This window comes from Streptomyces longisporus (assembly GCF_039532765.1).
Taxonomy (GTDB): domain Bacteria; phylum Actinomycetota; class Actinomycetes; order Streptomycetales; family Streptomycetaceae; genus Streptomyces; species Streptomyces longisporus.
This window is the reverse complement of the sequence record NZ_BAAASG010000003.1, coordinates 78,378-99,615: the sequence shown is the minus strand read 5'-3', so window position 1 is coordinate 99,615 and position 21,238 is coordinate 78,378. Positions and strand designations below refer to the sequence as shown.

The window sequence follows — 21,238 nt, the reverse complement described above, 5'->3', positions numbered from 1 at the left end:
AGCATCCTTCGATAGGCTGTACCGAACCCGCCCGCCGCATATGCCTCCGCCCATGGAGCGTCTGGACGGTGCCGCGCCGTCTCCGCGGCCTGAGGGTCTCCCCGTACGTAGCCGATGTCGTATCGAATGTTTTCGACCATCACGCAGCTCAAGGAGAGTCATCGAGAGATGGCCGGTCCCGCCTTCCGCGCCGCCGCCGTAAGGGTGCGCGTCCCCGCCACCAGCGCCAACCTCGGCCCGGGCTTCGACGCCCTCGGCCTCTCGCTGGGGCTCTACGACGACGTCGTCGTCAGGGTGGCCGACTCCGGGCTGCACATCGACATCGCGGGTGAGGGCAGCGAGACGCTGCCGCGTGACGAGAAACACCTTCTCGTACGTTCCCTGCGTACCGCCTTCGACCTGCTGGGCGGGCAGCCGCGCGGCCTGGAGATCGTCTGCGCCAACCGCATCCCGCACGGCCGCGGCCTGGGATCTTCTTCGGCAGCCATCTGCGCCGGCATCGTCGCCGCCCGCGCCGTGACCATAGGCGGGGAGTCGAAGCTCGACGACACGGCCCTGCTCGAGCTCGCGACCGAGATCGAGGGCCACCCCGACAACGTGGCGGCCTGTCTGCTCGGCGGTTTCACGCTCTCCTGGATGGAGGCGGGCGCCGCCCGCGCGATCAGGATGGACGCCGCCGATTCCATCGTTCCGGTGGTTTTCGTGCCCGGAAAGCCGGTCCTCACCGAGACCGCGCGCGGCCTGCTCCCGCGCACCGTGCCGCACGTCGACGCCGCCACCAACGCGGGCCGTGCGGCCCTGCTCGTCGAGGCCCTCACCAGGCGCCCCGAGCTGCTGCTGCCGGCCACCGAGGACCGCCTCCACCAGGAGTACCGCGCGCCGGCCATGCCGGAGAGCGCCGCGCTGGTGGAGCGGCTGCGGGCCGACGCGGTCCCGGCGGTCATCTCGGGTGCCGGACCCACCGTGCTGGCGCTGGCCGACGCCGACAGCGCCGACAAGGTCGCCCATCTGGCAGGCGAAGGGTGGGCCGCGAACCGGCTCGAACTCGACGCCCAGGGAGCGAGCGTGCTGCCGCTTGCGTCCTGACACACGGTTGCCGGATTTCGAGAGGGGGAATGTTTGTTGGATCCGGTAGTGTTAATCTCAAGTCTGCACCCGACCCCACCATGGCGAGGTGCTTCGTGTCCCCGTCCGGGACAGACATTCTTCCGGGAGCCTCCCAAGCCGCACTGTGTTCCGTACGACGTACGCGGGCAGTACCTCGTACGCGGGCACTGAGCGACTTGCCGGGCACGCTCCGGAATCGGTGCGACCAAGCCACGTGACACCGACACTCGGTGCCACGGCTTTGGGAAGCGCCATCCCAGATATTGCCTCCGCCACCTTTGGCGGACCACCGCCCCGGCACGGTCCACACAGCAAGGACCGCAGCCGGAAGCACAACCGGTCGCCGAGCCAGACAGGCCGACGTCCGCTCCAGGGAAGGACCCTTCGTGAGCGACACCACCGATCTGATGGGCGCACGTGTCGAGGAGACCGCTGCCGCGCCCGCCACGGACGCCTCCGCGCCTGCCACCGGTGCAGGCTCCCGGCGGCGCCGCGGTACCGGCCTCGAGGGCATGGTGCTGGCCGAGCTGCAGCAGGTCGCATCCGGCCTCGGCATCAGGGGCACCGCGCGCATGCGCAAGAGCCAGCTGATCGAGGTCATCAAGGAGGCGCAGGCGGGAGGCGGTGCCGCCCCTGCCAAGGCCGAGGCGGTCGTCGAGACCAAGCCCAAGCGCCGCGCCACCTCCAAGGCCCGTACGGGCGAGGACGCCGCTCCCGCCGCGGAGAAGAAGGCGGCCGCCCCGGCCGAGAAGGCCGTGGCCCAGCAGCAGATCGAGATCCCCGGCCAGCCGGCCAGCGACGACGCTCCGGTCGAGCGGCGCCGTCGCCGCGCCACCGCCGAGGCGGGCAGCCCCGAGACGGTCGCCGCCGAGGCGAAGAGCGAGCCGAAGGCCGAGACGCCCGCCCCGCAGGCGCAGGGCGACGCCGGTGACGGTGAGGGCCGCCAGGGCCGCCGTGACCGCCGTGACCGCGACCGCGGTGGCCGGGACCGCGGTGGCCGCGGCAACAAGGGCGACGAGCAGCAGGGCGGCCAGGGCGGCGGCCAGCAGCGCCAGGACCGTCAGGACCGCCAGGACCGGGGGGACCGCCAGCAGGGCGGCGCCCGCCAGGACCGCCAGCAGCGCGACAACGGCCCCCAGGACGACGACGACTTCGAGGGCGGCCGCCGCGGCCGTCGGGGCCGTTACCGGGACCGCCGTGGCCGCCGTGGCCGTGACGAGATGGGCAGCGAGCCGCAGATCGGCGAGGACGACGTCCTGATCCCGGTCGCGGGCATCCTGGATATCCTGGACAACTACGCCTTCATCCGTACGTCGGGCTACCTGCCGGGTCCCAATGACGTGTACGTCTCCCTCGCCCAGGTCCGCAAGAACGGCCTGCGCAAGGGCGACCACGTCACCGGCGCGGTCCGTCAGCCCAAGGAAGGCGAGCGGCGCGAGAAGTTCAACGCGCTGGTGCGCCTGGACTCCGTCAACGGCATGGCGCCCGAACACGGCCGCGGCCGCCCGGAGTTCAACAAGCTCACCCCGCTGTACCCGCAGGACCGCCTCCGCCTGGAGACGGACCCGGGCGTGCTGACCACCCGCATCATCGACCTGGTCTCGCCGATCGGTAAGGGCCAGCGCGGTCTGATCGTGGCCCCGCCGAAGACCGGTAAGACCATGATCATGCAGGCGATCGCCAACGCGATCACGCACAACAACCCCGAGTGCCACCTGATGGTCGTCCTGGTCGACGAGCGTCCGGAAGAGGTCACCGACATGCAGCGGTCGGTCAAGGGCGAGGTCATCTCCTCGACCTTCGACCGCCCGGCCGAGGACCACACCACGGTCGCCGAGCTCGCCATCGAGCGCGCCAAGCGCCTGGTGGAGCTGGGCCACGACGTGGTCGTGCTGCTCGACTCGATCACGCGTCTGGGCCGTGCCTACAACCTGGCCGCGCCGGCTTCCGGCCGCATCCTGTCCGGTGGTGTCGACTCGACCGCGCTGTACCCGCCGAAGCGCTTCTTCGGTGCGGCGCGCAACATCGAGGACGGTGGCTCGCTCACCATCCTGGCGACCGCTCTCGTCGACACCGGGTCCCGCATGGACGAGGTGATCTTCGAGGAGTTCAAGGGCACCGGCAACATGGAGCTCAAGCTCGACCGCAAGCTCGCCGACAAGCGCATCTTCCCGGCGGTGGACGTCGACGCGTCCGGTACCCGTAAGGAAGAGATCCTGCTCGGCAACGAGGAGCTGGCGGTCGTCTGGAAGCTGCGTCGCGTGCTGCACGCGCTCGACCAGCAGCAGGCGATCGAGCTGCTGCTCGACAAGATGAAGCAGACGAAGTCCAACGTCGAGTTCCTGATGCAGATTCAGAAGACGACGCCCACGCCCGGCAACGGCGACTGAGACACCGCCTTCCGGCGCAAAAGGCCGTTCATCGTCACATCAGTGACGATGAACGGCCTTTTGACGCTGAGTGGAATGGGCGCACCAGGCGCCCCATCCATCACTTGTCTCACTGGGGGACTTCTTGTCCACATCCCTGTCCGGCGGCCGTCACAGACGCCGGATACGCCTTGCCCTGCCGGTCGCCGCGACCGGTCTCGTCGCGGCCGTCGCCGCCGCGCTGCTGACGTCGTCCGCGAACGCCGCGCCGTCCGCGACACCTCATGTGAAGCCGGCCATGACCTCGCCGTCGCTCTCCGAGCTGGAGCAGCGCGTCTCCGGGGCCCTCGCCACCGACCCCGCCATGGGCAAGAAGACGACGAAGTCGTCGAAGACCACCGGCGGCGCCACCAGCGGCAGCACGAGCACCAGCACCAGTGGCTCCACCATCAGCCCGATGGTCATCGGCGGCACGGACACCGCCATCACCTCGGCGCCGTTCATGGCCCAGCTCTGGTACTACGACGACAAGGGCACCACCGACACGAGCGACGACGTCAGCTTCTTCTGCGGCGGTACCGTCGTCTCGCCGACGAAGATCCTCACCGCCTCGCACTGCGTCAAGGGCTTCAACTGGCACGCGTACGGCGCGGTCATCACCGGGACGGACCAGCTGCCGACCACCAACAGCGACGGCAGCACCGACCTGCACGGCGGTACGGTCTCCGGCGTCTGGCGGCAGTGGAACCACCCGTCGTACACCACGACGACCCACGGCGCCCCCGACAACGACATCGCCGTGCTCACGCTGCCGAACGCCGTCAAGGCGACGCCGGTCCGCATGACGACGTCGAACGACACCGCCTCGTACGCGGGCGGCACCGTCGCCACGCTCTACGGCTGGGGCCGTACCAGCTCCACCAGCAACGACATCTCGCAGACCCTGCAGTCGGCCCAGCTGACCATCCACGCCGACAGCACCTGCACCACCGCCTACGGCTCGGACTACGTCACGGGCCACATGGTGTGCGCCGGCACGCAGAGCGGCAGCGACACCGGCACCAAGGCGTCCTGCAACGGTGACTCCGGTGGCCCCCTGATCGTCAACAACCGGATCGTGGGCGTCGTCTCCTGGGGTGTCGACAACTGCGTGGCGAAGGGCGACTACAGCGTCTTCACCAAGGTCCGCAGCTACGTCGGCGCCGCCTACCCGCGCATCGACGACACGAACCTGAGCGGCGACTCCAAGGCCGACCTGTTCCTGCGCAACTCCTCCACCAAGACCGGCTACGAGCTGGACTCCAAGGGCACCTCGCTGGCCTCCCGGGTCTCCTGGGGCTCCTTCAGCGGCTACAACGTGATCCTGCAGACCGACCTCAACCGGGACGGCTACCAGGACTTCGTCCTGCGCTCCAGCTCCACCGGCGCGGTCTACTGGGAGCACTACGTGCCCGCCAGCAGCTCCTGGACCAAGACGCAGATCTTCAGCAACTGGTCCACCCGCACCCGCATCGTCGCTCCCGGTGACGTCACCGGCGACTACAAGCCCGACCTGCTCTCGGTCGACTCCGGCGGCACTCTGTGGATCTACCCGGGCAAGGGTGACGGGACCTTCGGCACGCCGGTGAGCGTGGGCACCGGCTGGAACCAGTACAACGCCCTGCTCGGCCACGGCGACTTCAACGGCGACGGCAAGGCCGACCTGATCGCGCGTCAGAAGAGCACCGGTTACATCTACCTGTACCGCGGCACGGGTACGGCCGGCTCCGGTGCGTTCTCCAGCCGGGTCCAGGTCCGCACCTGGAGCACCACCACGTACAACACGCTCGACGCCGTGGGAGATGTCACCGGGGACGGCAAGGCCGACCTCCTGGCCCGCACGCCCGGCGGCACGCTCTACCTCTACCCGGGCACCGGCCAGGCGTCGAGTGGGATCTTTGCCACAAGAATCTCGCTTGGTACCGGTTTCCAGCAGTACGACATCCTCGGCTGAAACCGCAGGTGAGCGGTTTACATCCGGACATTTCCGTGACGCTCTGTGCCCGGCCTTCCACGGGTCGGGCACAGAGCGTTGTGCAACCCTTTCTCGAGTTCCTCCGTCTGACCCGACGGAGTGACGATGGTGCGGTACGACACGTATCCGTGACCGACAGGCCTGTCCCTGAAAGCAGGGGGTAACCGACCGGACGAGAACGAGGAGCACATGTCCGCCGAGAGCACGCCGGAACCCGGCATACCGGGAGAGTCCGGCACCAACGGCACGCGCGGCCGAGCCAAGGGCCGTCGTCGCAAGCCCCGCAGCACGCGCCGCAGAGGCCTGCTGATCACGGCGTGGACCGCCGCGGGCATCGTCGTGCTGGGCGGCACCGGAGCCGGTTACCTGTACTTCAAGCTCAACGGCAACATCAAGAGCGTGGACATCGACTCGGCGCTGGGCACGGACCGGCCGACGAAGGTCGACAACGGCTCCGAGAACATCCTGGTCCTCGGCTCGGACAGCCGCTCGGGCAACAACAAGAAGCTCGGCGGCGGCACCGACGACGGCAGCGCCCGCTCCGACACGGCGATGATCGTGCACGTCTACAAGGGCCACAAGAAGGCCAGTGTGGTCTCCATGCCCCGCGACACCCTCATCGACCGCCCCGAGTGCACCGACACCCACGGCAACACCCATCCCGCCGCGACCGGAGTCATGTTCAACACCGCGTACTCCACCGGCGGCGCCGCCTGCGCCGTGAAGACCGTGGAGTCGATCACCGGCCTGCGCATGGACCACTACCTCGAGGTCGACTTCAGCGGCTTCGAGAAGCTCATCGACGAGCTCGGCGGCGTCCCGGTCACCACGACCAAGGACATCAAGGACTCCCAGAGCCATCTCAACCTCAGGGCCGGCACGCACACGCTCGACGGCGAGCAGGCGCTCGGCCTGGTCCGCACCCGGCACGGCGTCGGCGACGGCTCCGACCTCGGCCGCATCCAGCTCCAGCAGGCCTTCATCAAGGCCCTGGTCGAGCAGGTCAAGCACGTCGGCATCTTCACGAGCCCGAAGAAGCTCTACGACCTCGCCGACACCGCCACCAAGGCCGTGACGACCGACTCCGACCTGGGCTCGGTCAACTCCCTGATGTCCTTCGCCAACGGCCTGAAGAGCATCAGCTCGACCAACATGCACATGATCACGATGCCGGTCCAGTACGACCCGTCGAACCCGAACCGCGTGATCGTGGAGAAGACGAAGGCCCAGCAGGTCTGGGACGCTCTCAAGAACGACCGCACGATCCCGAAGTCGGCGACTGAAGGAACGGCGAGCGGCGAAGCAAAGGGTGTGGTGAGCGCCCCTTGAGGGGCGCGGGGCCGTGTCGATGTGCGGCTCCGCCGGGTGGGCGCGACAAGCCCCCGCCGGCCCGCGGGGAATAGACGACCGCAACCCCCGGTTTTGGGGGATGGCCCCAGTCCTGGCAGACTGGTACGTCGGCCCCGGTTCACGCGCCCGCACCCCGCGGAAGCGACCCGGCGCCCTCCCGAAACTAGGAGACACCTTGAAGCGCGACATCCACCCCGAGTACGTCGAGACGCAGGTCAGCTGCACCTGTGGCGCGTCGTTCACCACCCGCAGCACGATCTCCAGCGGCACCATCCGCGCCGAGGTCTGCTCCGAGTGCCACCCGTTCTACACGGGCAAGCAGAAGATCCTCGACACCGGTGGCCGTGTGGCCCGCTTCGAGGCCCGCTTCGGCAAGGCTGCGGCCGGCTCCAAGAAGTAGCTGGCTCCCATTCGCCGGTCCACGGTCGCGCCCTTCACAGGCGTGCCGGGACCGGCGTTTTTGGTCGCCCGCCTTCCCCCTTTTCCACGCAGTACAGGAGCCCAAGATGTTCGAGGCCGTCGAGGAACTCGTCGGTGAGCACGCCGACCTGGAGAAGAAGCTCGCCGACCCGTCGGTCCACGCCGACCAGGCCAACGCGCGCAAGCTGAACAAGCGCTACGCCGAGCTCACCCCGATCGTCGCCACGTACCGCTCCTGGAAGCAGACCGGCGACGACATCGAGACGGCGAAGGAATTCGCCGCCGACGACCCCGACTTCGCGGCCGAGGTCAAGGAGTTGGAGAAGCAGCGCGAGGAACTCACCGAGAAGCTGCGCCTGCTGCTTGTGCCCCGGGACCCGTCCGACGACAAGGACGTGATCCTCGAGATCAAGGCCGGCGCCGGCGGCGACGAGTCCGCCCTCTTCGCCGGTGACCTGCTGCGTATGTACCTGCGGTACGCCGAGCGCGTCGGCTGGAAGACCGAGATCATCGACGCCACCGAGTCCGAGCTGGGCGGCTACAAGGACGTCCAGGTCGCCGTGAAGACCAAGGGCGGCCAGGGCGCCACCGAGCCCGGCCAGGGCGTCTGGGCCCGGCTGAAGTACGAGGGTGGCGTGCACCGTGTGCAGCGCGTGCCGGCCACCGAGTCCCAGGGCCGTATCCACACTTCCGCGGCCGGTGTCCTCGTCACGCCCGAGGCCGAAGAGGTCGACGTCGAGATCAACCCGAACGACCTCCGCATCGACGTCTACCGCTCCTCCGGACCCGGCGGCCAGTCCGTGAACACCACCGACTCCGCGGTGCGCATCACGCACATTCCCACCGGAGTCGTCGCCTCCTGCCAGAACGAGAAGAGCCAGCTGCAGAACAAGGAGCAGGCGATGCGTATCCTGCGCTCCAGGCTGCTCGCAGCGGCGCAGGAGGAGGCGGAGCGGGAAGCCGCCGACGCCCGCCGCAGCCAGGTCCGTACCGTCGACCGCTCCGAGAAGATCCGCACGTACAACTTCCCGGAGAATCGCATCTCGGACCACCGCGTCGGCTTCAAGGCCTACAACCTGGACCAGGTCCTGGACGGCGACCTCGACGCGGTGATCCAGGCCTGCGTCGACGCGGACTCGGCGGCCAAGCTGGCGGCTGCCTAAACGCACCTGCGCACGACCCAGTACGACACGGAGGAATGCGTGAACCTGCTGCTCGCAGAGGTGGCACAGGCCACCCAGCGGCTGGCCGACGCCGGCGTGCCCTCGCCGCGCACCGACGCGGAGGAGCTCGCCGCGTTCGTGCACGGCGTGAAGCGCAGCCAACTGCACTCCGTGAAGGACTCGGACTTCGACGCCCGCTACTGGGAGGTCATCGCCCGGCGCGAACAGCGCGAGCCGCTGCAGCACATCACCGGGCGTGCCTACTTCCGCTACCTCGAACTCCAGGTGGGGCCGGGCGTGTTCGTGCCGCGGCCCGAGACCGAGTCCGTGGTCGGGTGGGCCATAGACGCCGTACGCGCGATGGACGTCGTAGAGCCCTGCATCGTCGACCTGTGCACCGGCTCCGGTGCCATCGCGCTCGCGCTCGCCCAGGAGGTCCCGCGCTCGCGCGTGCACGCCGTGGAGCTGTCCGAGGAAGCCCTCCAGTGGACCCGCAAGAACGTCGAGGGTTCACGCGTCGACCTGCGCCAGGGCAACGCCCTCGACGCCTTCCCGGACCTCGACGGCCAGGTCGACCTGGTCATCTCCAACCCGCCGTACATCCCGCTGACCGAATGGGAGTACGTCGCTCCCGAGGCGCGGGACTACGATCCCGAACTCGCCCTGTTCTCGGGGGAGGACGGCCTCGATCTCATCCGCGGTCTGGAACGGACCGCACACCGGCTCCTGCGCCCGGGCGGTGTCGTCGTCATCGAGCACGCCGACACCCAGGGCGGCCAGGTGCCGTGGATCTTCACGGAGGAGCGGGGCTGGGCCGACGCGGCCGACCACCCGGACCTCAACAACCGCCCCCGGTTCGCGACGGCCCGCAAGGCACTGCCGTGACCGTCCCGACGACCCACTTCCCGATGTACGTGTACGAGGAGGCCCGCTAGACATGGCTCGGCGATACGACACCAACGACGCGACGGACCGCACGACCGGTCTGCGCGAAGCCGCGTCCGCCGTCCGCCGTGGCGAGCTCGTGGTCCTCCCGACCGACACGGTGTACGGCATCGGCGCCGACGCGTTCTCCTCGGAGGCGGTCGCCGACCTGCTGGAGGCCAAGGGCCGGGGCCGCAACATGCCCACCCCCGTGCTGATCGGGTCCCCGAACACGCTCCACGGTCTCGTCACCGACTTCTCCGAGCTGGCCTGGGAGCTCGTCGACGCCTTCTGGCCGGGCGCGCTCACGCTCGTCGCCAAGCACCAGCCGTCCCTGCAGTGGGACCTGGGGGACACCCGGGGCACGGTCGCCATCCGGATGCCGCTGCACCCGGTCGCCATCGAGCTGCTGACCGAGGTCGGCCCCATGGCCGTGTCCTCGGCGAACCTGACCGGGCACCCCGCCCCCGAGGACTGCGACGCCGCGCAGGAGATGCTCGGCGACTCGGTCTCCGTGTACCTCGACGGCGGCCCGACCCCCGCCAACGTCCCGTCCTCCATCGTCGACGTCACCCGCCCGGTCCCGGTGCTGCTGCGCGAGGGCGCGATCTCGCCGGACGAGCTGCGGAAGGTCGTACCCGACCTCGAGGTGGCGAATTGACGGCCCCTGACGCGGGGCGTGGCATAGGCAACGGGGTAGAGACGGGGAACCTGTTCGAACAGGGCGTCCCCATGACCAACTTCCGCATCCTCCACGTCAGCACCGGCAATGTGTGCCGCTCGCCGATCACCGAGCGGCTGACCCGCCATGCCCTGGCGGACCGGCTCGGCGACCCCCTGTGGGGCGGGCTGATCGTGGAGAGCGCCGGCACCTGGGGCCACGAGGGTGCGCCCATGGAGGCCAACGCCGAGGCGGTCCTCGCCGACTTCGGCGCGGACGCCTCCGGCTTCACGGGCCGCGAACTCCTCGACGAGCACGTCATCATGGCCGACCTCGTCCTGACGGCGACCCGCGACCACCGCGCCCAGGTCATCTCCATGGGCCACTCGGCGGGCCTGCGCACCTTCACCCTGAAGGAGTTCACCCGCCTGGTCCGGGCGATAGACCCGGCGACCCTGCCGCCCCTGGAGGACGGCGTGGTGGCACGGGCGCGTGCGCTGGTGCGGGCTGCGGCGGCTCTACGCGGGTGGCTCCTGGCCCCGACGGCCGAGGCGGACGAGGTGTACGACCCGTACGGCGCCCCGCTGACCTTCTTCCGGTCCATCGGGGAGGAGATACACCAGGCGCTGGATCCGGTGGTGACGGCCCTGACGGGGGTGCCCGCGCGGGCTTGACGCCGGACGCCCCGTCGCGGAGCGACTCATGGCACGTCGGCGCAGCGGCTCACAGTGACACTGTGCGGCTCCGCCGGGCCGAGCTAAGACGCGTCGGGGAGGGGCCCCGGTCGTCACAGCGCCCACCGGGGTACCTGCGAAGGCGTAACAACCGAGCACCTCACCGGTACCGGGCCTACATTGGTCGTACGTCACCGTCGACGCCCCCGGAGCCCATCATGCCGGTCACTCACACCCTCGAGGCCGACGTCCTGCGCCGGCAGGACCCCGAGCTGGCCGAGATCCTGCTCGGTGAGCGCGACCGGCAGTCGACGACACTGCAGCTCATCGCCGCCGAGAACTTCTCCTCGCCCGCGGTGCTGGCCGCGCTCGGCTCGCCGCTGGCCAATAAGTACGCCGAGGGCTACCCGGGCGCGCGCCACCACGGCGGCTGCGAGATCGTCGACGTCGCCGAGCGCCTCGCAGTGGACCGCGCGAAGGCCCTGTTCGGCGCCGAGCACGCCAACGTGCAGTCGCACTCCGGTTCTTCGGCCGTCCTCGCCGCGTACGCGGCGCTCCTGCGGCCCGGCGACACCGTCCTCGCCCTCGGCCTCCCGTACGGCGGCCACCTCACCCACGGCTCGCCCGCCAACTTCTCCGGCCGCTGGTTCGACTTCGTCGGCTACGGCGTCGACGCCGAGACCGGGCTCATCGACTACGACCAGGTGCGCACCCTCGCCCGTACCCACCGCCCCAAGGCGATCGTGTGCGGTTCCATCGCCTATCCCCGGCACATCGACTACGCCGCCTTCCGCCAGGTCGCCGACGAGGTCGGGGCGTATCTCATCGCCGACGCCGCCCATCCCATCGGGCTCGTGGCCGGGGGAGCGGCGCCCAGCCCGGTGCCGTACGCCGATGTGGTCTGCGCGACCACGCACAAGGTGCTGCGCGGGCCGCGCGGCGGGATGCTCCTGTGCGGCTCCGAACTCGCCGAGCGGGTCGACCGTGCCGTCTTCCCCTTCACCCAGGGCGGCGCGCAGATGCACACCATCGCCGCCAAGGCCGTCGCGTTCGGCGAGGCGGCAACCCCGGCGTTCAGGTTGTACGCCCATCAGGTGGTCGCCAACGCCCGGGCGCTGGCGGCTCGGCTGACCGCCGAGGGCCTGGTGGTCACCACCGGCGGCACGGACACCCATCTGATCACCGCCGACCCGGCGCCCCTCGGCGTCGACGGACGCACCGCGCGCGGCCGCCTCGCCGCGGCCGGAATGGTGCTGGACTGCTGTGCGCTGCCGCACGGGGACGCCCGAGGTCTGCGGCTCGGCACGGCGGCCGTGACCACGCAGGGGATGGGAGAGGAGGAAATGGCATCGATCGCCGCCCTGCTGGCGGATGTGCTGCGGGGCGGGACCGAGAGCCAGAAGGCGCGTGATCAGGTGCGCGAGCTCACCGGTAGATTTCAGCCGTACACCGGTTGAGCGGGGGTAGACGCACCTGCGTACCACTGGGTGCAGCCTGCGTGCACAGGCACGCGTGCAACCATCGTCGCTACCCGGCAGTCCCCATTCATATGCGTGCGTCGCTAGGGTGTGAGGCTGAGATGGCCAGCGAGACCTGTGGGGAAGCCCGTGCGTGAATACCTGCTGACGCTCTGCATCACGGCCGCGGTGACGTATCTGCTGACAGGGCCGGTACGGAAGTTCGCGATCGTGGCCGGAGCCATGCCGGAGATCAGGGCCCGTGACGTGCACCGGGAGCCCACTCCGCGCCTCGGCGGGATCGCCATGTTCTTCGGGCTGTGCGCGGGCCTGCTGGTCGCAGACCATCTCACCAACCTCAACGAGGTCTTCGAGAAGTCCAACGAACCGCGGGCGCTGCTCTCCGGAGCGGCGCTCATCTGGCTCATCGGCGTCCTGGACGACAAGTTCGAGATCGACGCCCTGATCAAGCTCGGCGGCCAGATGATCGCCGCCGGCGTCATGGTCATGCAGGGCCTGACGATCCTGTGGCTGCCGATCCCGAGTGTGGGCACCGTCGCGCTGACCCAGTGGCAGGGCACCCTGCTGACGGTGGCGCTGGTCGTCATCACCATCAACGCGGTCAACTTCGTGGACGGCCTGGACGGCCTCGCCTCCGGCATGGTGTGCATCGCCGCCGCCGCGTTCTTCATGTACGCCTACCGCATCTGGTACTCGTACGGCATCGAGGCCGCCGCCCCCGCGACGCTGTTCGCGGCCATCCTGATGGGCATGTGCCTGGGCTTCCTGCCGCACAACATGCATCCGGCGCGCATCTTCATGGGCGACTCGGGCTCGATGCTGATCGGGCTGGTGCTGGCCGCGGGTGCGATCTCCATCACGGGACAGGTCGACCCGGACAGCCTGTTCGGCGGTTCCCAGCGCCAGACGGTGCACCAGATGGTGCCGGTCTACATCCCCCTGCTGCTGCCGCTGACGATCATCGCGATCCCCGCCGCGGACCTGGTGCTGGCCATCGTGCGCCGCACCTGGCGCGGCCAGTCGCCGTTCGCCGCGGACCGCGGCCATCTGCACCACCGGCTGCTGGAGATCGGGCACTCGCACAGCAGGGCCGTCCTGATCATGTACTTCTGGTCGGCGCTGATCGCTTTCGGCGCCCTCGCCTACTCGGTCAACTCGGCCTCCATGTGGATCGTGCTGGGCATCGTGTTCCTCTGCGCCATCGGCCTGATGCTCCTGCTGCTGCCGCGCTTCACACCGCGCGCCCCGCGCTGGGCCGAGCACTTCGTGCCGCCGCGCTACCGCCGTCGCAGGGCCGTCGCCGAAACCGCGTCGACCCCCGCGCACCCGGCCGCAGTCGAAGAGGAACAGCGCCCTCCGGTCGTGGCCGGTGTGGCAGGAGTGAACGGTGCGACCGCTCTGGGTGCCCGTCCGCGCTTCCTGGACCGCCGCAAGGCCGGTACTTCGCGCTGACTGTTGCAAGGTAAGAATCTGACTAGAGCATTGCCAACTCGTGGGGGAGCAAAGCCCCCCAATATCAGACAAGCCGGTTCGGTTTCTGCACAGACGCGCACTGTCACTCTCATGTGTGACAGCAAGCACACCCACTAGGTAAAGACCGCATCAAATAGTTTGTGATACGGTTCACGAGAACCCCGGAGAGAGCTGAAGGACCGTAGTGCGACGGTCCATTGGCCGTGAGTTCCCCTCTCGATCCGGGACTACGCTCGTCCATGACGACACCTGCCCCCCTGTGAAAGCGGAGTTGCCGCCATGCCGTCCAATGACGCCCGGAACCTCTTGCAGACCGCTGTGCCCACAGCGGCTGTCGGCGCGATCGCCGTCGCCGTCAGCGCTGCGGTCGCCGGCGGCAAGGGTGCGCTCGGCGCGGCGGTCGGCACACTGCTCGCCATCCTGTTCATGGGAATCGGTCTGTACGTCCTGCAGTGGACGGCAAAAACGCTCCCGCAGTTGTTCCAGGCCATGGGGCTGATGCTGTACGTCGCTCAGCTCCTGCTGCTCCTGATCTTCGTGGCCGTCTTCAAGGACACCACCCTCTTCAATGCGAAGACGTTCGCCGTCTCGCTCGTCGTCGCGACTGTCGTGTGGATGGCTGCGCAGGCTCGTGCGCATATGAAAGCCAAGCTTTTCTACATCGACCCCGACTCCGAGAAGAGTGGAAAGTCCGAGAAGACAGGGTCGTCGTCGTGAGGGATAGGGGCGGGATAAAGGCTTGTGAGATCTCCTGCTATCGTCCGGTGCCAACTGCGGCATCGCGGGCGCGGGCATCTGAGCTGACGCCTGTTCGATCGCGAGGCTTGATGCCCCCCAGCCGCCCTCACATCCGTAACACCAGTCCAGTGCCGATCCGCGGCTGCGCGCCGCGCCGACACAACGAGGTTGCCGTACCCATGCGTCACGCCGAAGGAGCCCGCGGTGAGTGCTGACCAGACCCAGCTCGCCTTTGACTGGAGTTGTCGGATCATGTCCGACAACGGGTGTGGCTTCCCGGCCCCGGGCCTGCAGTCGTTTCTCTTCAAGCCGATCGTCACGGTCGGTGGGTTCGAGTTCAACAAGGTGATGCTGCTCGCCCTCATCACCACGCTGCTCGTCATCACCTTCTTCACCCTGGCCTTCGGTAAGGCCAAGGTGGTCCCGGGCAAGCTGCAGATGGTCGGCGAGGCCGGATACGACTTCGTGCGCCGCGGCATCGTCTACGAGACGCTCGGCAAGCGCGAGGGCGAGAAGTACGTCCCGCTCATGGTCTCGCTGTTCTTCTTCATCTGGATCATGAACATCTGGTCGGTGATCCCGCTGGCCCAGTTCCCGGTGTCGTCGTTGATCGCCTTCCCGGCGGTGCTGGCTGCGGTCGTCTACATCACTTGGGTCTCGCTGACCTTCAAGAAGCACGGCTTCGTCGGCTTCTTCAAGAACGTCACCGGGTACGACAAGTCGCTCGGTGCCGTGCTGCCGCTCGTCATGGTCATCGAGTTCTTCTCGAACCTGCTGGTCCGCCCGTTCACGCACGCGGTGCGACTCTTCGCCAACATGTTCGCCGGCCACCTGATGCTGGTGATGTTCACCGTCGCCTCCTGGTACCTGATGAACAGTTGGATGGTCCCGGCGGCCGGCGTCTCCTTCGTCATGACCATGGTCATGATCCTCTTCGAGCTTTTCGTGCAGGCCGTCCAGGCGTACGTGTTCGTGCTCCTTGCCTGCTCCTACATTCAGGGCGCTCTCGCCGAGCACCACTGAGCCGAGCAACACCCGCCCGCAACCCCCGAGACGTCCGGTGGCCAACCCCCACCGGTCCATGAAAGAGAAGGAAGAACCGGCATGTCCGCTCTTGAGACCCTCGCTGCCACCACCGGTGTCCACGGCTCCGTCGGCTCCATCGGCTACGGCCTCGCGGCCATCGGCCCCGGCGTCGGCGTCGGCATCATCTTCGGTAACGGCACCCAGGCTCTCGCCCGTCAGCCCGAGGCTGCCGGCCTGATCCGCGCCAACCAGATCCTCGGCTTCGCTTTCTGTGAGGCGCTCGCCCTCATCGGCATCGTTATGCCGTTCGTGTTCGGTAAGTAATCACCCCTTACCTGACACGCATCGACGAAAGGCACTGATGTGATCGCCAACCTGGTACAGCTGGCGGCTGAGGAAGAGCAGAACCCGCTCGTCCCGGCTGGTCCCGAGCTGCTCGTCGGCGCCATCGCCTTCGCCATCGTGTTCTTCTTCTTCTGGAAGAAGCTGCTCCCGAACATCAACAAGGTTCTGGAGGAGCGCCGCGAGGCGATCGAAGGTGGCATCGAGAAGGCCGAGGCCGCTCAGGTCGAGGCGCAGAGCGTTCTCGAGCAGTACAAGGCCCAGCTCGCCGAGGCCCGGCACGAGGCCGCGCGTCTGCGCCAGGAGGCGCAGGAGCAGGGTGCCGCGCTGATCGCCGAGATGCGCGCCGAGGGCCAGCGGCAGCGCGAGGAGATCGTCGCCGCCGGTCACGCGCAGATCGAGGCCGACCGCAAGGCCGCCGCGTCCGCGCTGCGGCAGGACGTCGGTCACCTCGCAACCGAGCTGGCCGGCAAGCTCGTCGGCGAGTCCCTCGAGGACCACGCCCGGCAGAGCCGCGTCATCGACCGCTTCCTCGACGAGCTCGAGGAGAAGGCCGAGGCCACCCGATGAACGGAGCGAGCCGCGAGGCCCTGGCAGCCGCACGCGAGCGCCTCGACGCACTGACGGACTCCACGTCCGCCGACGCGACGAAGCTCGCCGACGAACTGGCCGCCGTCACCGCGCTGCTCGACCGCGAGGTGTCGCTGCGTCGGGTCCTCACCGACCCGGCGCAGGCCGGTGAGGCGAAGGCCGGGCTGGCCCAGCGCCTGCTCGGCTCGCAGGTCGGCGGGTCCACTGCCGACCTGGTGTCCGGCATGGTGCGCTCCCGCTGGTCGCAGTCCCGTGACCTGGTGGACGCGCTGGAGGAGCTGGCGGACACCGCCGAGCTCACCGCCGCCCAGAAGAGGGGCGCGCTCGACGACGTGGAGGACGAGCTGTTCCGCTTCGGGCGGATCGTCTCCTCGAACACCGAGCTGCGTGCCGCGCTCACCGACCGTGCCGCCACCACCGCGGCCAAGGTCGAGCTGCTGCACCGGCTGCTCGGCGGCCGGGCCGTCCCGTCGACCGAGCGTCTGGTGACGCGCCTGGTGACCGCGCCGCGGGGACGTAGCCTGGAGGCGGGACTGGAGTCCCTGTCCAAGCTCGCCGCCGAGCGCCGGGACCGGCTGGTCGCCGTCGTCACCTCGGCGGTGCCGTTGAGCGACACGCAGAAGCAGCGCCTGGGCGCCGCTCTCGCGAAGCTCTACGGCCACACGATGCACCTCAACATCGACGTGGACCCCGAGGTCCTCGGCGGAATCCGGGTGCAGGTCGGCGACGAGGTCATCAACGGCTCGATCGCGGACCGCATCGAGGACGCCGGCCGCCGTCTGGCGAGCTGAGCAGCAACTTCATAAGCAGAACAGCAGTACAGCAGTACGTACCTACGGCCCGGTTGGGTCGTGCAGAGGATTCACCTTCTTTGAGGGGGAGTCCCCATCCCCCCAAGTTGAAACTTCGGGCCCAACAAGGAGAGCAGGGAACCCAGATGGCGGAGCTCACGATCCGGCCGGAGGAGATCCGGGACGCGCTGGAGAACTTCGTCCAGTCGTACAAGCCGGACGCGGCCTCGCGCGAGGAGGTCGGTACGGTCACCCTTGCCGGCGACGGCATCGCGAAGGTCGAGGGTCTGCCCTCGGCCATGGCCAACGAACTGCTGAAGTTCGAGGACGGCACCCTCGGCCTCGCCCTCAACCTCGAGGAGCGCGAGATCGGTGCCATCGTCCTCGGTGAGTTCAGCGGCATCGAGGAGGGTCAGCCGGTGCAGCGCACCGGTGAGGTGCTCTCCGTGGCAGTCGGCGAGGGCTACCTCGGCCGCGTCGTCGACCCGCTCGGCAACCCGATCGACGGCCTCGGCGAGATCGAGACGTCCGGTCGCCGCGCCCTCGAGCTGCAGGCCCCCACGGTCATGCAGCGCAAGTCGGTGCACGAGCCGATGGAGACCGGCTACAAGGCCGTCGACGCGATGACCCCCGTCGGCCGCGGTCAGCGTCAGCTGATCATCGGTGACCGCCAGACCGGCAAGACCGCCCTGGCTGTCGACACGATCATCAACCAGCGCGACAACTGGCGCTCGGGCGACCCGAAGAAGCAGGTCCGCTGCATCTACGTCGCCATCGGCCAGAAGGGCTCCACCATCGCGTCGGTCCGCCGCGCGCTGGAGGAGAACGGCGCGCTGGAGTACACGACCATCGTCGCCGCCCCGGCGTCCGACCCGGCCGGCTTCAAGTACCTTGCGCCGTACACCGGTTCGGCCATCGGCCAGCAGTGGATGTACGAGGGCAAGCACGTCCTGATCATCTTCGACGACCTGTCGAAGCAGGCCGACGCCTACCGCGCCGTGTCGCTGCTGCTGCGCCGCCCGCCGGGCCGTGAGGCCTACCCGGGTGACGTCTTCTACCTGCACTCCCGTCTGCTGGAGCGCTGCGCGAAGCTCTCCGACGACATGGGCGCCGGCTCGATGACGGGTCTGCCGATCGTCGAGACCAAGGCCAACGACGTCTCGGCGTTCATCCCGACCAACGTCATCTCCATCACCGACGGCCAGTGCTTCCTGGAGTCGGACCTGTTCAACGCCGGTCAGCGCCCCGCGCTGAACGTCGGTATCTCCGTCTCCCGAGTCGGTGGCAGCGCGCAGCACAAGGCGATGAAGCAGGTCTCCGGTCGTCTCCGCGTGGACCTCGCCCAGTTCCGTGAGCTGGAGGCGTTCGCCGCCTTCGGTTCCGACCTGGACGCCGCGTCGAAGGCGCAGCTGGAGCGCGGTCAGCGCATGGTCGAGCTGCTGAAGCAGGCCCAGTACCAGCCGATGTCGACCGAGGACCAGGTCGTCTCGGTGTGGGCCGGCACCACCGGCAAGATGGACGACGTCCCGGTCAACGACATCCGCCGCTTCGAGAAGGAGCTGCTGGAGTACCTGCACCGCAAGGAGCAGGGCCTGCTCACCTCCATCAAGGAGGGCGGCAAGATGTCGGACGACACCCTCACCGCTGTTGCCGACGCGATCGCCGAGTTCAAGAAGCAGTTCGAGACCTCGGACGGCAAGCTTCTCGGCGAGGACGCCCCGGCCGCCGCCAAGTGACGTAAGGAAGGGACCTGACTCATGGGAGCCCAGCTCCGGGTCTACAAGCGTCGCATCCGATCCGTCACCGCGACCAAGAAGATCACCAAGGCGATGGAGATGATCGCCGCCTCGCGCGTCGTCAAGGCGCAGCGCAAGGTGGCGGCCTCCACGCCGTACGCGCAGGAACTGACGCGTGCGGTCACGGCGGTCGGTACCGGCTCGAACACCAAGCACCCGCTGACCACGCAGGCCGAGACGGTCACGCGGTCCGCGGTGCTGCTCCTCACGAGCGACCGTGGTCTGGCCGGTGCCTTCAACTCCAACGCCATCAAGGCGGCGGAGCAGCTCACCGAGCGGCTGGAGCGCGAGGGCCAGGAGGTCGACATCTACATCGTCGGCCGCCGTGGCCTCGCCCACTACAACTTCCGTGAGCGCAAGGTCGCGGAGTCGTGGACCGGCTTCACCGACGAGCCCACGTACGCGGACGCCAAGAAGGTCGCGGCGCCGCTGATCGAGGCCATCGAGACCGAGACGGCCGAGGGCGGCGTGGACGAACTCCACATCGTCTTCACCGAGTTCGTCTCGATGATGACGCAGACGGCCCTCGACGACCGTCTGCTGCCGCTCAGCCTCGAAGAGGTCGCGAAGGAGGCCGCCCCGCAGGGCGAGATCCTCCCGCTGTACGACTTCGAGCCCTCGGCGGAGGACGTCCTCGACGCCCTGCTGCCGCGCTATGTGGAGAGCCGTATCTACAACGCGCTGCTCCAGTCGGCCGCTTCGAAGCACGCCGCCACGCGGCGCGCGATGAAGTCGGCGACCGACAACGCGGGCGAGCTCATCGAGACGCTCTCCCGTCTTGCCAACGCGGCCCGCCAGGCCGAAATCACCCAGGAAATCAGCGAGATCGTCGGTGGCGCGAGCGCCCTGGCCGACGCGACCGCGGGGAGTGACCGCTAATGACCACCACTGTTGAGACCGCGACGGCTACGGGCCGCGTCGCCCGGGTCATCGGCCCGGTCGTCGACGTGGAGTTCCCCGTCGACGCGATGCCGGACATCTACAACGCGCTGCACGTCGAGGTGGCCGACCCGGCCAACGCCGGCGAGAAGAAGACGCTGACCCTGGAGGTCGCCCAGCACCTGGGTGACGGCCTGGTCCGCACCATCTCCATGCAGCCCACCGACGGTCTGGTCCGCCAGGCCGCGGTGACCGACACGGGCGCCTCCATCTCCGTGCCGGTCGGCGACTTCACCAAGGGCAAGGTGTTCAACACCCTCGGTGAGGTGCTCAACGTCGACGAGACCTACGACGGCGAGCGCTGGCCGATCCACCGCAAGGCCCCGAACTTCGACGAGCTCGAGTCGAAGACCGAGATGTTCGAGACCGGCGTCAAGGTCATCGACCTGCTGACCCCGTACGTCAAGGGCGGCAAGATCGGTCTGTTCGGCGGTGCCGGCGTCGGCAAGACGGTGCTCATCCAGGAGATGATCTACCGCGTCGCCAACAACCACGACGGTGTCTCCGTGTTCGCCGGTGTCGGCGAGCGCACCCGTGAGGGCAACGACCTCATCGAGGAGATGTCCGACTCGGGCGTCATCGACAAGACCGCGCTGGTCTTCGGTCAGATGGACGAGCCCCCGGGCACCCGTCTGCGCGTGGCCCTCGCGGGTCTGACCATGGCGGAGTACTTCCGCGATGTGCAGAAGCAGGACGTGCTGTTCTTCATCGACAACATCTTCCGCTTCACGCAGGCCGGTTCCGAGGTCTCCACGCTGCTCGGCCGTATGCCCTCCGCGGTGGGCTACCAGCCGAACCTGGCCGACGAGATGGGTCTCCTCCAGGAGCGCATCACCTCGACCCGTGGTCACTCGATCACCTCGATGCAGGCGATCTACGTCCCCGCGGACGACCTGACCGACCCGGCCCCGGCCACCACCTTCGCCCACCTCGACGCGACGACGGTTCTGTCCCGTCCGATCTCCGAGAAGGGCATCTACCCGGCCGTGGACCCGCTGGACTCCACGTCCCGCATCCTGGACCCGCGCTACATCGCGCAGGACCACTACGACGCCGCCATGCGCGTCAAGACGATCCTGCAGAAGTACAAGGACCTCCAGGACATCATCGCGATCCTCGGTATCGACGAGCTCGGCGAGGAGGACAAGCTCGTCGTCCACCGTGCCCGTCGCGTGGAGCGCTTCCTGTCCCAGAACACCCACGTCGCCAAGCAGTTCACCGGCGTCGACGGGTCGGACGTCCCGCTGGACGAGTCGATCGCGGCCTTCAACGCGATCTGCGACGGCGAGTACGACCACTTCCCGGAGCAGGCGTTCTTCATGTGCGGTGGCATCGAGGACCTGAAGGCCAACGCCAAGGAGCTGGGCGTCTCCTGAACTCCC

The 21,238-nt window shown here is 68.6% G+C and carries 19 protein-coding genes; all 19 read left to right on the top strand.

Annotation, left to right across the window (positions count from 1 at the left end; genetic code table 11):
• Positions 1-168: 168 nt before the first annotated feature.
• The 19 genes from thrB (at position 169) to atpD (ending at position 21,232) form a co-directional block, all read left to right on the top strand.
• Entirely contained in the window at positions 169-1,086 is a 918-nt protein-coding gene (gene thrB / locus ABD355_RS06555) for a homoserine kinase (RefSeq protein WP_344399129.1), read from the top strand.
• A 407-nt stretch (positions 1,087-1,493) separates the two neighbouring features.
• On the top strand, positions 1,494-3,497 hold the full coding sequence (rho, locus tag ABD355_RS06550) for a transcription termination factor Rho (RefSeq protein ID WP_344399128.1): 2,004 nt from the start codon (positions 1,494-1,496) through the stop codon (positions 3,495-3,497).
• Between the two features lie 124 nt (positions 3,498-3,621).
• Positions 3,622-5,469, top strand: a complete 1,848-nt coding sequence (locus ABD355_RS06545; RefSeq protein ID WP_344399127.1) for a trypsin-like serine protease — start codon at positions 3,622-3,624, stop codon at positions 5,467-5,469.
• A 210-nt stretch (positions 5,470-5,679) separates the two neighbouring features.
• Positions 5,680-6,819 (top strand): LCP family protein, encoded by a 1,140-nt coding sequence (locus tag ABD355_RS06540; RefSeq protein ID WP_344399126.1) that lies wholly within the window; start codon positions 5,680-5,682, stop codon positions 6,817-6,819.
• A gap of 196 nt (positions 6,820-7,015) precedes the next feature.
• Positions 7,016-7,240 carry a 50S ribosomal protein L31 gene (rpmE, locus tag ABD355_RS06535; RefSeq protein ID WP_019753312.1) on the top strand — a complete coding sequence of 75 codons (225 nt, stop codon included), beginning with the start codon at positions 7,016-7,018 and terminating at the stop codon, positions 7,238-7,240.
• 106 nt (positions 7,241-7,346) lie between these two features.
• Positions 7,347-8,423, top strand: coding sequence for a peptide chain release factor 1 (gene prfA / locus ABD355_RS06530; protein ID WP_344399125.1), 1,077 nt, complete (start codon positions 7,347-7,349; stop codon positions 8,421-8,423).
• Positions 8,424-8,462: 39 nt separating this feature from the next.
• Positions 8,463-9,308 carry a peptide chain release factor N(5)-glutamine methyltransferase gene (gene prmC, locus ABD355_RS06525; protein ID WP_030928668.1) on the top strand — a complete coding sequence of 282 codons (846 nt, stop codon included), beginning with the start codon at positions 8,463-8,465 and terminating at the stop codon, positions 9,306-9,308.
• A gap of 52 nt (positions 9,309-9,360) precedes the next feature.
• Positions 9,361-10,008 (top strand): L-threonylcarbamoyladenylate synthase, encoded by a 648-nt coding sequence (locus tag ABD355_RS06520; RefSeq protein ID WP_344399123.1) that lies wholly within the window; start codon positions 9,361-9,363, stop codon positions 10,006-10,008.
• Positions 10,005-10,682 (top strand): arsenate reductase/protein-tyrosine-phosphatase family protein, encoded by a 678-nt coding sequence (locus tag ABD355_RS06515; RefSeq protein ID WP_344399122.1) that lies wholly within the window; start codon positions 10,005-10,007, stop codon positions 10,680-10,682. Before ABD355_RS06520 ends, ABD355_RS06515 begins: the two co-directional genes overlap by 4 nt.
• Positions 10,683-10,900: 218 nt before the next feature.
• Positions 10,901-12,139: a serine hydroxymethyltransferase gene (locus tag ABD355_RS06510; protein WP_344399121.1), complete on the top strand. Its 1,239-nt coding sequence runs from the start codon at positions 10,901-10,903 to the stop codon at positions 12,137-12,139.
• Positions 12,140-12,289: 150 nt separating this feature from the next.
• Positions 12,290-13,612 carry an MraY family glycosyltransferase gene (locus ABD355_RS06505; RefSeq protein WP_344399120.1) on the top strand — a complete coding sequence of 441 codons (1,323 nt, stop codon included), beginning with the start codon at positions 12,290-12,292 and terminating at the stop codon, positions 13,610-13,612.
• Between the two features lie 300 nt (positions 13,613-13,912).
• Positions 13,913-14,350, top strand: coding sequence for a Cg1360 family ATP-synthase-associated protein (locus ABD355_RS06500; protein WP_344399119.1), 438 nt, complete (start codon positions 13,913-13,915; stop codon positions 14,348-14,350).
• Positions 14,351-14,575: 225 nt separating this feature from the next.
• Positions 14,576-15,394, top strand: coding sequence for a F0F1 ATP synthase subunit A (gene atpB / locus ABD355_RS06495; protein ID WP_486388671.1), 819 nt, complete (start codon positions 14,576-14,578; stop codon positions 15,392-15,394).
• A gap of 81 nt (positions 15,395-15,475) precedes the next feature.
• Positions 15,476-15,721, top strand: a complete 246-nt coding sequence (locus ABD355_RS06490; protein ID WP_115905876.1) for an ATP synthase subunit c family protein — start codon at positions 15,476-15,478, stop codon at positions 15,719-15,721.
• 39 nt (positions 15,722-15,760) lie between these two features.
• Entirely contained in the window at positions 15,761-16,309 is a 549-nt protein-coding gene (locus ABD355_RS06485; RefSeq protein ID WP_344399118.1) for a F0F1 ATP synthase subunit B, read from the top strand.
• On the top strand, positions 16,306-17,121 hold the full coding sequence (locus ABD355_RS06480; protein WP_344399117.1) for a F0F1 ATP synthase subunit delta: 816 nt from the start codon (positions 16,306-16,308) through the stop codon (positions 17,119-17,121). The genes ABD355_RS06485 and ABD355_RS06480 overlap by 4 nt, the downstream gene beginning before the upstream one ends.
• Before the next feature lie 146 nt (positions 17,122-17,267).
• Entirely contained in the window at positions 17,268-18,857 is a 1,590-nt protein-coding gene (gene atpA / locus ABD355_RS06475) for a F0F1 ATP synthase subunit alpha (protein ID WP_344399116.1), read from the top strand.
• Positions 18,858-18,878: 21 nt separating this feature from the next.
• Positions 18,879-19,796 (top strand): F0F1 ATP synthase subunit gamma, encoded by a 918-nt coding sequence (locus ABD355_RS06470; RefSeq protein ID WP_344399115.1) that lies wholly within the window; start codon positions 18,879-18,881, stop codon positions 19,794-19,796.
• Positions 19,796-21,232, top strand: a complete 1,437-nt coding sequence (gene atpD, locus ABD355_RS06465; protein ID WP_344399114.1) for a F0F1 ATP synthase subunit beta — start codon at positions 19,796-19,798, stop codon at positions 21,230-21,232. The genes ABD355_RS06470 and atpD overlap by 1 nt, the downstream gene beginning before the upstream one ends.
• Positions 21,233-21,238: the final 6 nt, after the last annotated feature.

Bases quoted from the DNA above. Each gene is read 5' to 3' on its own strand.
- ABD355_RS06520 (WP_344399123.1), top strand. From the start codon at position 9,361: ATGGCTCGGCGATACGACACCAACGACGCGACGGACCGCACGACCGGT.
- thrB (WP_344399129.1), top strand. From the start codon at position 169: ATGGCCGGTCCCGCCTTCCGCGCCGCCGCCGTAAGGGTGCGCGTCCCC.
- atpD (WP_344399114.1), top strand. From the start codon at position 19,796: ATGACCACCACTGTTGAGACCGCGACGGCTACGGGCCGCGTCGCCCGG.
- ABD355_RS06480 (WP_344399117.1), top strand. From the start codon at position 16,306: ATGAACGGAGCGAGCCGCGAGGCCCTGGCAGCCGCACGCGAGCGCCTC.
- ABD355_RS06500 (WP_344399119.1), top strand. From the start codon at position 13,913: ATGCCGTCCAATGACGCCCGGAACCTCTTGCAGACCGCTGTGCCCACA.
- ABD355_RS06510 (WP_344399121.1), top strand. From the start codon at position 10,901: ATGCCGGTCACTCACACCCTCGAGGCCGACGTCCTGCGCCGGCAGGAC.
- ABD355_RS06540 (WP_344399126.1), top strand. From the start codon at position 5,680: ATGTCCGCCGAGAGCACGCCGGAACCCGGCATACCGGGAGAGTCCGGC.
- ABD355_RS06490 (WP_115905876.1), top strand. From the start codon at position 15,476: ATGTCCGCTCTTGAGACCCTCGCTGCCACCACCGGTGTCCACGGCTCC.
- ABD355_RS06470 (WP_344399115.1), top strand. From the start codon at position 18,879: ATGGGAGCCCAGCTCCGGGTCTACAAGCGTCGCATCCGATCCGTCACC.
- prfA (WP_344399125.1), top strand. From the start codon at position 7,347: ATGTTCGAGGCCGTCGAGGAACTCGTCGGTGAGCACGCCGACCTGGAG.
- atpA (WP_344399116.1), top strand. From the start codon at position 17,268: ATGGCGGAGCTCACGATCCGGCCGGAGGAGATCCGGGACGCGCTGGAG.